The sequence below is a fragment of the Rhizobium sp. KNZ14-9A genome (assembly GCF_056755015.1).
Map to the genome: position 1 here is coordinate 1,730,057 of NZ_JBPGXB010000004.1, position 12,744 is coordinate 1,742,800.

Sequence of the window (12,744 nt, forward strand, 5' to 3'; positions counted from 1 at the left end):
AAATGCACACGTGTGCCAGGCCGCCTCCCGATTTTCGTCGGGCATTCCCCGACGATGGCATCTTCGACGAAGGGGCGGCAAAATTCCAGGCGCCGCCGGCCGGATCCGGATCATCAACCCGATCGACAGGACATCAATTTTGTTTGCGGCGGCGACGTCTTGTCGGGTTGGGGTGGCCCTCGAGCGAGGACCACCTATTTCGACGTCGTCAGCGTAGTGACTTGAAAGCCGCTCTCACTTCCTCGGCGAAGAGCTGGGGCTGCTCCCAGGCGGCAAAATGCCCGCCTTTTTCGACCTGATGATAGTATGTCAGCGAGGGATAGGCCTGCTTGGCCCAGCTTTCCGGTGCACGATAGATCTCCTTCGGAAATACCGTGATGCCAACCGGGATTTTGATGTCCTTCGTCTTCTGCGCCTCGGCGCTGAAGTTGTTGTTGTTGTTCTCCCAATAGAACCGCGATGACGATGCGCCGGAATTCGTCAGCCAGTAGAGCGTGATGTCATCAAGCATTTCGTCCTTGGAAAAAACGCGCTCGGGAACGCCGCCACTGTCGCTCCATTGGGCAAATTTCTCGTAGATCCAGGACGCCAGGCCAGACGGCGAGTCGGCAAGCGAATAGCCGATCGTCTGCGGCCGGGTCACCATTATCGCGCCATAGGCAGCATTTCGTCCGAAGAAGGTGCTCAAGGAATTATACGCTTCTCGCTCGGGCGACGACAGGCTCGCGGGGGCCGGGTCTCCGCTGTTGATGGCCTTCATGAGGTCGCCCGGAACCGTCGCGGGCATATTGAGATGGATTGCCAGCAAGCCCTTCGGCGCCTGGCGCGCCAACGCGTCGGAGATCACCGAACCATGATCGCCACCTTGAGAAACATAGTGGTCATAGCCGAGCCGCTTCATCAGGACGTCCCAAGCGCGGGCGACCCGCTCCGGTCCCCAGCCCTGATCGACCGGATGCCCCGAAAATCCGTAGCCCGGTATCGAGGGGATGACCACGTCGAACGCATCTTCCGGCCGGCCACCATATGCCGTCGGGTCCGTAAGAGGACCTATGGTCTTGATGAACTCAAATACCGATCCGGGCCAGCCATGTGTCAGAATGATAGGAAGAGCGTTGGGATGGCGCGAACGAACATGGATGAACTGGATGTCGACACCGTCGATCGTGGTGACAAATTCCGGCAATGCATTGAGCTGCGCCTCGGCCTTGCGCCAGTCGTACTGAGTGCCCCAATAGCGAACCAGTTCCTGGACCTGTGACAGCTGGATACCCTGAGAGGCGTCGTCGACCGTCTCCTTATCTGGCCATCGGGTGTCAGTGATGCGTCTGCGCAGGTCGTCGAGTTGCGACTGCGGAACGTGGATCTGGAACGGACGGATGCCGTCGTCTGAACTCGTAGCTTTCGTGGCGGCACCCGAAGCAAGATCGGCGGCATGGGCCGGCAATGCATAGGCTGCCGGAATGAGCAACAGAGAACCAAACGCTATGGCGATTACTCGATCGGCGATGCCACGCCGCGTTGAAACATTGTCGGTCTTCGTCATGAAACACTCTCCTTCGATTGCGGCCGCATTCGCAGCGCCTGTTAACGAAGAGCGGTTTCAAGGATTGACGTGTCCCGCATATTTCGAAAATCGGCTGAAGTGTATCAGCGTGTACCGGCGGCGCAGATTGCCGGCAGTCCTCACCAGGCGTATCCTTCGAATGATCCGCGGTCGGCTGCATTGGCAGGGGCACCCATGACGCCCCTGCGAACAGCGAAAGCACGACTATTTGCTGTCCCGAGGATTATGGCCGCAAACGCAGGTTGGAGATCCCCTTGGAAGATCGAACAGTGCAAAGGACATTGGAGCGCCATTGGGAGGCTTCGGACGCAAACGATTTCGACGTCGAACACGAAATCTATCACGAAGATGCCTTTTTGGATTATCCGCAATCAGGGGAGCGGATCCGCGGCAGGCACAACATTCACGAAAGCCGGTTCGTCCAGCCAAACAAGAAGCAGTTTACAGTCCGACGAATTATCGGCAGCGGAGATCTGTGGGTCACCGAATTCACACTCACCTATGATGGCACGCCCTCTCATGCCGTCAGCATCATGGAATTTCGTGACGGGCTGGTGGCCCGTGAAACGCAATATTTCGCCGATAGCTTCGAGCCATCACCTTCTCGGGCACATCTTACGGAGCGGATGACGAAATAGACTTTTCCTTGATGGGGCAAATTCCCGCTTAATTCACGACGCAAGCATTTGCGCGTCATCGAGAGCCGGGAAAGTGGCCATGTTCCCCGCATAGCTGGGAAGTGCGGAAAGCGCGATCACGATCTGTGGCGCGCACTTCCCTAGCGTTAAAGCAAGCTTGTCATTTCAACGGAACCAATCAGGGATAAGCCGTCGATCCATCCGGCTTGCGGGTGATTTTCCGCTCCCAATGAATGTAGTCTTCCCTCTGCAATGCCTTTTCATCGATTTCCAAACCCCAACCCGGACGGTCGGGCCGCAATTCCATATGGCCATCGACCGGCATATACGGATCGGCCGCCCATGGCGCGTGGACATGGGGCTTGAACTCAAGGACCTTGAAGTTCGGCTGTGCGGCGCAGAAGTGGATATTGACCGCGGTCGCGAGCGGCCCCATCGGGTTATGCGGCGCGACGGTTACATAGTGAGCCTCAGCGATTGTTGCGATCCTGCGCATTTCCGTTACGCCGCCAACAACGCATATGTCGGGCTGGATTATGTCAGCGCCACGGGCCGACAACAGGGAGAGGAATTCGAAGCGATTGTAGAGAGATTCTCCCGTCGCCAACGGGACGGAGACCTTCGACTTCAGCTCGGCCCATGCCGGAATGTGCTCCGGCCGGATCGGCTCCTCGTAGAAAAGCGGATCATTTGGGGCAATAGCCGCAGCGAGCTGCACCGCCTGATAGGGCTCGAAGATCTTCGCATGAGCGTCAAATGCGAATTCGAAATGCGATGGCGTAATCTCGCGTATCTTGGCGAACCAGTCACCGGTTTCCTTTACAAGCTCGCCCCAGCGACCGGCATGCAGGTCGCGGCGGAAGGGGCTGAGCTTGAAAGCCGTGTAGCCGTATTTTTCGTTCAGCTCGAGGGTCTGGTCCTGCGCCGTCTGCGGGTCCGGCGCGGTATAGACACCGCAATAGACGCGCACCCGATCCCGAACGTTGCCGCCAAGCAGCATGTAAACCGGCAGGCCGGCGGCCTTGCCGGCGATGTCCCAGAGCGCGTGATCGATCGCCGAAATCGCTGCAAGCCCCAGCGCGCCCGGCGGAAAACGGCACTGCTGATTGAGTTTCAGCACAAGGAATTCCACTCGGCGGGGGTCCTCCCCTTCGATCTGATGGAAGAGGTAGTCGAAGAGCGGCGGCAGCGCCCAGTCGGGGCCGTGATTGTAGCACTCGCCCCAACCGGAAATGCCTTCGCTCGTCTCGATTTTCAGGAGCAGCCGCGGCCGGTCGTCGACGCGCTGCATGTAGGTCTTGAAGCCGGTGATATGCATGCGATTCTTCCTCAGGCGGCGCGGTTCTTGCCGCTTACATTGTCGACGATTGCGCGCAGTTCCGCGCGTTCCGCGTCCGTCAGACTTTCAACGCCGGGAAGGCGAACAGGGCCGACATCGGTTCCGAGCATGCCGAGCGCCTCCTTGACGACCGTGACATTGGCGCCGTTCAGATATTTGGTGCGCAGCGCTTCGAAACCGGCGATGTCATCGATAAGGGCACGGGCAGCCGCGTAGTCGCCGGCTTCCAGCGCCTGATGGATGGCATGCGAGCGCTCGGGGAAAACGTTGACGAGCCCCGAGGTAAAGCCGCGAGCACCCATGGCATAGAAGGCAGGCGCCCAGCCCTCGGCAAGCCCGCAGACCCAGATCGCCGGCGCATCCTTCGTCGAGCGGATCACCTCGGCAAGCAGCATCAGATTTCCGGATGCAAACTTGATGCCGGCGATATTGGGATGCAGAGCAAGCTTGCGGAAATCGGCGGCCGAGAACGTGTCGCTGCGGACATAAGCAATGACAGGGACAGTGGACGCTTCGGCAAGTTCGAGGAAATATTTCGCCTGGTAGCTCGGCCCGGCAAAGGGATCCATCGGATGGTGACCCATGATCGCGTCGGTGCCTTCGGCAATCGCGTGACGGGCGAGCGCCTTTGCTTCCGCCAGCGAACGCCCGACGGCGGCACTGATAAGAGCCTTGCCATCCGCAGCCTTGATCGTGGCGGCATGGACCGCTTTTACCTCGTCCATCGTCAGGGTGAAGAACTCGCCCGTGTTGCCGGCCGCCATCAGATTGTGGACCCGGGCGCTGGCGAGGCGCGCGATCAATGCGGAAAGCTTGGCGAGATCGATGCTGCCATCAGCCTTGTAGGGGGTCACCGGAACGCCGGAAATGCCCGTCAGGGCCTTGCGAATCTTGTCCATTCCCACGGTCACGTCAAATGTCCTCTTTCTTCCTGAATACGATGTTGAGATAGGTTTCGCCGGAGCGGACGACGTGATCGCGCATTACCCGCTCGGCCTTGTCGCTGTCGTTCGAGACGATGGCGGCAGCGATGGCGGTATGCTCAGCGAGAGCCTTGTCGCGCTCCTTGTTGTCGGAATGAATGACGCGGCGAATGCTCGCGTCATAGAATTGCTGGCGCTCGATCATGCGCGAGAGATACTGGCAGCGCGAGGCGATGTGGATCTGCTCGTGAAAGGTCTCGTTCAGGGCAATGAGATCGTCTGCACCGCCATCGGCCGTGGCCGCCTTCATCAATGCGACCGTATCGCTGAGCTTCCTGGCTTCTTCGTTGGTGATCCGCTTGGCGGCGAGATGCGCGATCATCGATTCCAGAGCAGCGCGAGCCAGGATCATTTCCTCCGCCCATCCGGCGTTGAACCGGATCAGCACCCCACGGCGCGGCAGGGTTTCAACCAGTCCTTCGGTCTCGAGCTGCCGGAGCGCCTCCTTGATCGGAGTTGTGGAAACACCAAGCTGCTCGGCGAGCTGGCGCTCGTTGACGCGCTCGTCGGCGCGAAAGCGACCGGACAGGATCGCCGCCCGCAGCGTCTTATGAACATGATCACGAAGGGTCGTCAGGAATCGCGGATCGATCTTTTCGATGCGGTCGTCGCCCGCCCGACCCTCCATCTTATTTTCCATAAGCCGAAAATTCTCCCGTTGACGACAAAATCGTTTTGTGAGATCTGATATACCAGATTTCAGATCGATGTCGATATCAAAATTCGCTCTGATGTGTTTGCAGAGATGCTTGGGAGGAAGAAAATGAAGATCCAAAGACGCGGGCTATTGATCTCGTCGGCGCTTGTTGCCGTGAGCCTGATGATGCCACTGGCTGCGGCCGCAGCCACGCCGAAGGACCAGCTTGTCATCGCGACGAACATGTCGTCGATGCGCGGCCTCGATCCAAACGAAATCAATCAGTTGGAAGCGGCTGAAATTGTCGCGAACCTTTATGAGCGGCTGATCGTGTTGCCGGCCGACGATATTACCAAGCCGGCTCCGGGCGTCGCCGAAAGCTGGAGCGTCTCGCCGGACGGCAAGACCTTCACATTCAAGATCCGCTCCGGCATCAAGTTCCATTCCGGCAATCCGCTGACGGCAAAGGACGTCGAGTGGTCGCTGCGGCGTCTCGTCAAGTTGGGGCTCGCGCCATCCGTCGACCTTCGCCAATGGGGCTTTACGGACAAGAATGTCGACGATCTGATCAAGGCGAGCGACGACACCACCGTAGTCCTCCAAACGCCCAGCCTCTGGAACCGCAACCTGATCCTCTATTCGCTGGCGAGCTTCTCGACCTCGATCCTAGACAGCGAGTTCCTGGCCGAGCATGAAAAGGACGGCGATATGGGGCGCGAGTTCCTGCAGGCCAACGACGCCGGCTCGGGGCCTTATGCACTGCGCACCTGGCGCGTCAATGACCTGCTGATCGCCGATGCCAACAAGGATTACTGGCAGGGCGCCCCCAAGATGCGACGCGTCGTTCTCCGCCATATGCCGGAATCTTCTGGCCAGCGCCTGCAGCTTGAGGCGGGTGACGTCGATGTCGCGACCCGTCTGTCCTCCACGGATCTTGCGGCCGTCGAGTCCGGCGGCAAGGCCGACATCCAGAAGACACCGGGTTTCGGTTTCTATTACCTCGCCCTGAACCAGAAGGACGAGATTCTTTCCAATCCCAAGGTCCGCGAAGCCTTCCGATACCTGATCGACTATGACGGCCTCGCCAACACCGTTATGAAATATTACGGCATCAAGCAGCAGACCATCATTCCGGCCGGCCTGCCGGGTGCAAGCGAGGTCAATCCCTACAAGCTCGACATCGAAAAGGCCAAGCAGCTGCTCGCCGAAGCCGGCTATCCGAATGGTTTCTCGAAGGTCTATTACGCAACGCCGGTCACCCCGGAATATGAGGTTGCGCAGTCCCTGCAGGCGAATGCCGCCAAGGCCGGCATCAAACTCGATCTTCAGGGCGGCGATCATATCGGCAAGTTCCGCACGCGCGAATTCGAGATCTTTTCGGCGCGATCGGGTGAACGCCTGCCGGATCCTCACGCGGTTCTCCAGTCCTATGCAACCAATGCCAATAATTCCGACGACGCCAAGCTGACGGGCCTGAATGCCTGGCGCACCGCCTGGGATGTGCCGAAGGATATTCAGGATATGGTGACTGCGGCCGCCCACGAGACGGATCAGCAGAAGCGGGTCGATCTCTATGCGAAGATCAACAAGGCCTATCTCGAATCGTCTCCGCCGCTGATCACCTCCTTCCTGCGCACCGACGCGAAGGCGGTTCGCAAGGAAGTCAAAGGCTATATCGGCCATTCGACATGGCTGACGCGCTGGGACACGGTTTCCAAGGGCGAGTGACCTCCTCCAAGGGAGAATGACGTGAGCATTTCACAAACATCCGAGGCCGCATCGGGCGGCGGAGCAGCCGTGCTCGACGCAGTGCGAAAGGTGGCGACATCCTTCAGCGTTATCCTGACGACGCTGCTCGGCCTGCTGATCATCACCTTCGTCGTTGGCCGCATGGTCCCGGCTGATCCGGTCATTGCCGTGATCGGGGACCAGGCCGACCAGGCGACCTATGAGCGGGTCTACAAGGAGATGGGGCTGGACCAGCCGCTCTATGTCCAGTTCGCGACCTATCTCGGCAATGTCGCTCACCTGAACTTCGGCCAGTCACATGTGACCAAGAACCCCGTGGCAAGTGATCTTGCCCGGGTTTTCCCGGCGACACTGGAGCTTGCGACGCTCGCAACGATCATCGGCGCCGGCCTCGGCATTCCGCTCGGTATCATCTCCGCTGTTCGCAAGGGAACATGGGTCGATCATCTCGCGCGTGTCGTCGGGCTGCTCGGGCATTCAACGCCGATTTTCTGGCTCGGCACCATCGTCATCCTGGTCTTTTACGCCAAATTCGGGCTCATCCCCGGCAGCGGCCGACTGGACGTCTATAATGAAGGGCTGGTCGAAGGACCGACCAACTCCATTCTCGTCGATGCGATCATTGCCGGCGAATGGGAGGTTTTCCGCGATGCCTTGCTGCATGTCACAGCCCCTGCCCTGATCCTCGGTTATGCGGCCATGGCCTATCTCAGCCGCATGAGCCGCAGCTTCATGCTGGAACAGCTTCGGCAGGAATATGTGCTGACGGCGAAAGCCAAGGGCCTCGGCCAGCGCGCCATCGTCTGGCGACACGCCTTCCGCAATATCCGGGTGCAGCTTCTGACCATCGTGGCACTCGCCTATTGCGGCCTGCTTGACGGCACGGTTCTCATCGAGACGGTCTTTGCCTGGCCCGGCCTCGGGCAATATCTGACCTCGGCTCTCTTCTTCGCGGACATGAACGCGATCCTCGGCAGCGTGCTCCTGATCGGCATCATTTCGATCGTCATCAACCTGCTGTCCGATATCGCCTACCGCTTCCTCGATCCGCGTACCCGGTGACATCATGGCGACACGCTATTTCAACGATCTCCACAATTGGCTGATCAACGAGGAATTTTCCTCGACCCGGCAGGCACGCTTCCACAAGGCCTATGTCCTGTGGCTGAGCCTGCTTGCAAATCCGCTGGCTTTTGCGGGTTTTTTGGTTGTGCTTGCGCTGGTGCTGGTCGCCGCCTTCGCGCCGATGCTCGCCAACTACGACCCCATTGCCCAGGATCTGACGATGGCGCTGAAGCCGCCATCTGCCGCGAACTGGTTCGGAACCGATGAGTTCGGCCGTGACGTCTATTCGCGTCTCGTCTACGGCGCACGCACAACGCTCTATATCAGCATTCTGGTGACGGTCATCGTGGCGCCGATCGGCTTTGTGATCGGTGCCACTGCCGGCTATCTCGGCGGCTGGGTCGATGTCGTGTTGATGCGCATCACCGATATCTTCCTGTCCTTCCCGAGCCTCGTTCTCGCACTCGCCTTTTCTGCGGCGCTCGGACCTGGGATTGAGAATGCCGTCATCGCCATTGCGCTGACCGTCTGGCCGCCGATTGCCCGCCTGGCGCGCGCCGAAACATTGACGTTCAGAGCCGCCGACTTCGTCGTCGCCGCCGAGCTACAGGGCGCCGGCATGGGCCGCATCCTGCTGCATCACATCGTGCCGCTCTGTGCTCCCTCGATCATCATCCGACTGACGCTCAACATGTCGAGCGTCATCCTGACGGCGGCCGGCCTCGGTTTCCTCGGTCTCGGCGCCCAGCCGCCGATGCCCGAATGGGGTGCAATGGCAGCGTCGGGCCGGCAATATCTGCTCGACGCCTGGTGGCTGACGACTGTTCCGGGCATCGCAATCCTCGTGGTCAGCCTTGCCTTCAATCTGCTGGGCGACGGCCTGCGCGACATCATGGATCCCCGAAATGCCTGATCAATCCCAGCCGATCCTTTCGGTCAAAAACATGTCGGTCCAGTTCCCGACCCTGTCGGGCGTCGTCACGGCCGTGAAGAACGTCTCCTTCACCGTCGGGCGTGAGAAAGTCGGCATCATCGGCGAATCCGGCTCCGGAAAGAGCACGACCGGACGCGCCATTATGCGGCTGCAGCCGGCGACCGCCAAAGTGGTTGCCGACGAAATGCGCTTCGAGGATGTCGATCTCGTTCGCGCAAGCGAGGCCGATATGCGCTCGATCCGAGGGCGGCGCATTTCGATGATCCTGCAGGACCCGAAATATTCGCTCAACCCGGTCATGACGGTCGGCGAGCAGATCGCCGAAACCGTCATCCTGCATGAACGCGTCAGCCGCCGCGAGGCGCGCAAACGCACACTCGCCATGCTAGAACGAGTTAACATTCGCGATCCAGAGCGCGTCTTCAACCTTTATCCGCATGAAGTCTCGGGCGGCATGGGACAGCGCATCATGATCTCGATGATGCTGATTTCCTCCCCATCGCTGATCATCGCCGACGAGCCGACCTCGGCTCTCGACGTAACCGTGCGCCAGCAGGTCCTGTCGATCCTCGACGACCTGATCACCGAGCGCAACATCGGGCTGATCTTCATTTCGCACGATCTCAACCTGGTGAAGAGCTTCTGCGATCGAGTGATCATCATGTATGCCGGGCGTATCGTCGAAGAGCTTGAAGCCGCAAAGCTCGAAGAGGCAACCCATCCCTACACACGGGGTCTCTTGCAGGCGTTGCCGAGCCTCGACCACCCTCGAGACCGCCTTGAGGTCCTAAGGCGAGACCCGAGCTGGGCGGAGGCATGAGCATGATGATGTCAGTCAAAAATCTTGCCGTTTCCTTCGGCAGCGGCCACTCCGCCAAACAGGTAGTCAAGGATGTTTCCTTCGACGTTGCTGCGGGCGAGACGTTCGGCCTCGTCGGGGAAAGCGGATGCGGCAAATCCACTGTTCTCGGCGCGTTGGCCGGCAGGATCAAAGCATGGGATGGCTCGATTGCGATCGACGGAGAGGCAATCACCGCCAATCGCTCAAAATCGCAGCTCGCCAAGCAGCAGATGGTCTTCCAGGACCCATTCGGCTCGCTTCACCCGCGTCACACGATCGGCCGCACGCTCCTCGAACCCCTTGAAATCCATGGCGTCGACCGGCGCAGGGAGCGCGTAGAACAGGTGTTGCGTGACGTCGGCCTGCCCCCATCCTTCTATCATCGTTTTCCGCATCAGCTCTCGGGCGGTCAGCGCCAGCGTGTCGCAATCGCACGTGCCCTGATACTGAAGCCGCGTGTGCTTCTCCTCGACGAGCCCACATCCGCACTCGACGTGTCCATCCAGGCCGAGATCCTCAATCTGCTGAAGGACCTGCGCGAAAGGGAAAAACTGACCTACATTCTCGTCAGCCACGATATGGCTGTGATTGCTCATCTGTGCAATCGCGTCGCCGTCATGCAGGGCGGGATGTTCGTGGAGATCGCTTCAAGAGAGGCTTTGCTCAGCGGAAATGTCGAACATTCCTATACACGCACGCTTCTCGACGGCAGCAGGGGCTACCAACCCACGCGCCGCGCCGGCTAGAGCCGGAATTCGCGTCACATGAGGGCGTGGCCAAGGGCAGCCGCAGGAGCTTCGGCTGCACCATGAGCAGTTAGAGACCGCAAGCCGTCCGCGATTGCCGATCACTCATCGACGACGGAAACCCAGTGCCCCTTGCGCGGCTTTCACAACGGCGTCCGTGGTGATGTCGAACTTCTTGTAGACGTCGTCGATCTTGCCCGACGCCCCGAAGCTGTGCATGCCGACGAACCGGCCGTCGAGCCCGAGATATCGGTCCCAGCTATCCTGGACGGCAGCTTCCACCGCGACACGCGCAGTTCCGTCTCCGAGAACCTCACGCTTATAATCCGGTGCCTGTGCCTCAAACAGCAGACGGCACGGCATGGAGACGACCGCGGTTGGAACGCCTTCCGCCTGGAGCTTCGCCCTTGCCTCAACGGCGAGGTGCAATTCCGATCCGGTCGACATGATCGTCAGCTCGCGAGCGCCACCCTCAGCCTCAAGCAGAACGTATCCGCCCCTTGCCGACAGGTTGCGAGAGCCAGGCTCCTTTCTCAGAAGCGGCATGGGCTGGCGGGACAGTGCGATCAAGGCTGCCTGCCGTGGAGCATCAAGGATTGCCTGCCAGCATTCGGCCGTCTCGATCGGATCACCCGGGCGGAACACGGCAAGACCTGGAATGGCGCGCAGGGCCGTCAGATGTTCGACAGGCTGGTGGGTTGGGCCGTCCTCGCCGAGACCGATCGAATCATGGGTCATCACGAAGATTGAACGCACCGCCATCATCGCCGCCAGCCGGATTGACGGCCGGGCGTAATCGGAAAAGGTCAGGAAGGTGCCGCCATAAGGGATCAACCCGCCATGAAGGGCAATGCCGTTGATGGCAGCCGCCATCCCATGTTCACGCACGCCGTAATGGACATAGGATCCATTATACTGACCGGGCGCAATCTCGATCATGGATTTGGCCTTCGTGTTGTTCGACGGTGTCAGGTCCGCCGATCCTCCGATGAGCTCGGGGATGGTCTCAGCAAGGTGGTTGAGAACAATCCCGCTCGCCTGCCTTGTTGCCAGGTCCTTTTCAGCAGACAGAAGCTCCTGCTTTGCCGCCTCTATTGCTCTGGTCCAGTCCGAGGGCAGCTCGCCTTTCATGCGGCGTTCAAATTCCCCCCGGATATCCGCCTTCGCCGTCTGGACCCGAACCGCCCAGGCCATCCGGGTGTTGCGTCCCTTGGCGCCGATCTTTCTCCAGTCATCCAAAAGGTCGGACGGGATCTCGAAGGGTGGTGCGTTCCAGTCGAGAAGTTTGCGGGCGCCAGCGATCTCCTCTTCACCCGGAGCATCACTGTGGGCTTTCTGCGTGCCGGCGCGGGTCGGAAAGCCGAAGCCGATGATGGTTTTGCAGGCAATCAGCGACGGGCGATCGGTGATCCGTTGGGCTTCGACGATCGCGTTTCGGATTGCGTCAGTATCGTGTCCATCGATCTCCTGCACATGCCAGTTCGATGCGCGGAACCGCGCCGGCTGATCGTCGGATTCCGCCAGACTTGTGGCTCCGTCGATCGATATCGAATTGTTGTCCCAGAACGCGATCAGCTTGCCGAGCTTCAAGTGGCCCGCAAGCGATATGGCCTCCTGGCTGATGCCTTCCATCAGGCATCCGTCGCCGAGGAAGACATAAGTGTAGTGGTTTGAAAGATCGTCACCAAACCTGGCGTTCATGATGCGCTCGGCAAGTGCGAAACCAACCGAATTGGCAATGCCTTGTCCGAGCGGACCCGTGGTCGTCTCGATGCCCGTGGCATGGCGATATTCGGGATGACCGGCCGTCTTACTGCCGACCTGACGAAAGTTTTCGATCTGGTCGATCGTCATATCCCGGTAGCCGGTCAGATAGAGCAGGCTGTAGAGCAGCATCGAGCCGTGCCCGTTGGAGATCAGGAAACGGTCCCGATCGAACCAGTAGGGGTCTTCGGCATCGAATTTCAGGAAATCGGAAAAGAGCACGACAGCAATGTCGGCCATGCCCATCGGCATGCCAGGGTGTCCGCTCTTGGCCTTCTCGACGGCGTCCATCGAGAGGAAGCGAATGCAATTGGCCATGTCGCGCAGGTGCTGATCGCGGGGCGCAGGTACGGACTTCACGGATTCCGTCATGATCGTTTCCTCGGGAGCTGGTGAAAGACCAGCCGGAAGATAGGGCCCGGCGCGAGCCGGGCCACTGCGACAGGTTGAATCTTTTCCCGAGAGCGATCGACAATGAATT

11 protein-coding genes are annotated in these 12,744 nt (G+C 59.8%); 6 read left to right on the top strand and 5 right to left on the bottom strand.

What is annotated here, in order from left to right:
- Nucleotides 1-208: 208 nt before the first annotated feature.
- A complete protein-coding gene (locus ACR9ZQ_RS38285; RefSeq protein WP_481430459.1) occupies nucleotides 209-1,546 on the bottom strand; it encodes an epoxide hydrolase family protein in 1,338 nt (445 codons plus the stop codon).
- 275 nt (nucleotides 1,547-1,821) lie between these two features.
- Here ACR9ZQ_RS38285 and ACR9ZQ_RS38290 point away from each other — a divergent pair, with 275 nt between their 5' ends.
- On the top strand, nucleotides 1,822-2,205 hold the full coding sequence (locus tag ACR9ZQ_RS38290) for a nuclear transport factor 2 family protein (protein WP_310390328.1): 384 nt from the start codon (nucleotides 1,822-1,824) through the stop codon (nucleotides 2,203-2,205).
- A 178-nt stretch (nucleotides 2,206-2,383) separates the two neighbouring features.
- Here the strand turns inward: ACR9ZQ_RS38290 and ACR9ZQ_RS38295 are convergent, their stop codons facing one another.
- Genes ACR9ZQ_RS38295 through ACR9ZQ_RS38305 form a run of 3 tightly spaced genes read right to left on the bottom strand, consistent with a single transcriptional unit; the run spans nucleotide 2,384 to nucleotide 5,167 of the window.
- On the bottom strand, nucleotides 2,384-3,523 hold the full coding sequence (locus ACR9ZQ_RS38295; protein ID WP_481430460.1) for a mandelate racemase/muconate lactonizing enzyme family protein: 1,140 nt from the start codon (nucleotides 3,521-3,523) through the stop codon (nucleotides 2,384-2,386).
- A gap of 11 nt (nucleotides 3,524-3,534) precedes the next feature.
- Complete coding sequence (locus ACR9ZQ_RS38300; RefSeq protein ID WP_113323839.1) at nucleotides 3,535-4,443, bottom strand: dihydrodipicolinate synthase family protein; 909 nt, start codon at nucleotides 4,441-4,443, stop codon at nucleotides 3,535-3,537.
- Between the two features lie 13 nt (nucleotides 4,444-4,456).
- Nucleotides 4,457-5,167 (bottom strand): GntR family transcriptional regulator, encoded by a 711-nt coding sequence (locus ACR9ZQ_RS38305; protein WP_310390307.1) that lies wholly within the window; start codon nucleotides 5,165-5,167, stop codon nucleotides 4,457-4,459.
- A 123-nt stretch (nucleotides 5,168-5,290) separates the two neighbouring features.
- Here ACR9ZQ_RS38305 and ACR9ZQ_RS38310 point away from each other — a divergent pair, with 123 nt between their 5' ends.
- Genes ACR9ZQ_RS38310 through ACR9ZQ_RS38330 form a run of 5 tightly spaced genes read left to right on the top strand, consistent with a single transcriptional unit; the run spans nucleotide 5,291 to nucleotide 10,499 of the window.
- Nucleotides 5,291-6,892, top strand: a complete 1,602-nt coding sequence (locus tag ACR9ZQ_RS38310) for an ABC transporter substrate-binding protein (RefSeq protein WP_481430461.1) — start codon at nucleotides 5,291-5,293, stop codon at nucleotides 6,890-6,892.
- 21 nt (nucleotides 6,893-6,913) lie between these two features.
- A complete protein-coding gene (locus tag ACR9ZQ_RS38315; RefSeq protein ID WP_439017382.1) occupies nucleotides 6,914-7,975 on the top strand; it encodes an ABC transporter permease in 1,062 nt (353 codons plus the stop codon).
- Between the two features lie 4 nt (nucleotides 7,976-7,979).
- Nucleotides 7,980-8,891 carry an ABC transporter permease gene (locus tag ACR9ZQ_RS38320; protein ID WP_439017381.1) on the top strand — a complete coding sequence of 304 codons (912 nt, stop codon included), beginning with the start codon at nucleotides 7,980-7,982 and terminating at the stop codon, nucleotides 8,889-8,891.
- A complete protein-coding gene (locus ACR9ZQ_RS38325) occupies nucleotides 8,884-9,732 on the top strand; it encodes an ABC transporter ATP-binding protein (RefSeq protein ID WP_310390299.1) in 849 nt (282 codons plus the stop codon). The genes ACR9ZQ_RS38320 and ACR9ZQ_RS38325 overlap by 8 nt, the downstream gene beginning before the upstream one ends.
- A 5-nt stretch (nucleotides 9,733-9,737) precedes the next feature.
- Entirely contained in the window at nucleotides 9,738-10,499 is a 762-nt protein-coding gene (locus ACR9ZQ_RS38330) for an ABC transporter ATP-binding protein (RefSeq protein ID WP_481430995.1), read from the top strand.
- 105 nt (nucleotides 10,500-10,604) lie between these two features.
- Here the strand turns inward: ACR9ZQ_RS38330 and tkt are convergent, their stop codons facing one another.
- Nucleotides 10,605-12,635 carry a transketolase gene (tkt, locus tag ACR9ZQ_RS38335; RefSeq protein ID WP_481430462.1) on the bottom strand — a complete coding sequence of 677 codons (2,031 nt, stop codon included), beginning with the start codon at nucleotides 12,633-12,635 and terminating at the stop codon, nucleotides 10,605-10,607.
- Between the last annotated feature and the right edge of the window lie 109 nt (nucleotides 12,636-12,744).

Bases quoted from the DNA above. Each gene is read 5' to 3' on its own strand.
- ACR9ZQ_RS38295 (WP_481430460.1), bottom strand. From the start codon at position 3,523: ATGCATATCACCGGCTTCAAGACCTACATGCAGCGCGTCGACGACCGG.
- ACR9ZQ_RS38310 (WP_481430461.1), top strand. From the start codon at position 5,291: ATGAAGATCCAAAGACGCGGGCTATTGATCTCGTCGGCGCTTGTTGCC.
- ACR9ZQ_RS38325 (WP_310390299.1), top strand. From the start codon at position 8,884: ATGCCTGATCAATCCCAGCCGATCCTTTCGGTCAAAAACATGTCGGTC.
- ACR9ZQ_RS38305 (WP_310390307.1), bottom strand. From the start codon at position 5,167: ATGGAAAATAAGATGGAGGGTCGGGCGGGCGACGACCGCATCGAAAAG.
- ACR9ZQ_RS38300 (WP_113323839.1), bottom strand. From the start codon at position 4,443: ATGGACAAGATTCGCAAGGCCCTGACGGGCATTTCCGGCGTTCCGGTG.
- ACR9ZQ_RS38285 (WP_481430459.1), bottom strand. From the start codon at position 1,546: ATGACGAAGACCGACAATGTTTCAACGCGGCGTGGCATCGCCGATCGA.
- ACR9ZQ_RS38330 (WP_481430995.1), top strand. From the start codon at position 9,738: ATGATGTCAGTCAAAAATCTTGCCGTTTCCTTCGGCAGCGGCCACTCC.
- ACR9ZQ_RS38320 (WP_439017381.1), top strand. From the start codon at position 7,980: ATGGCGACACGCTATTTCAACGATCTCCACAATTGGCTGATCAACGAG.
- tkt (WP_481430462.1), bottom strand. From the start codon at position 12,635: ATGACGGAATCCGTGAAGTCCGTACCTGCGCCCCGCGATCAGCACCTG.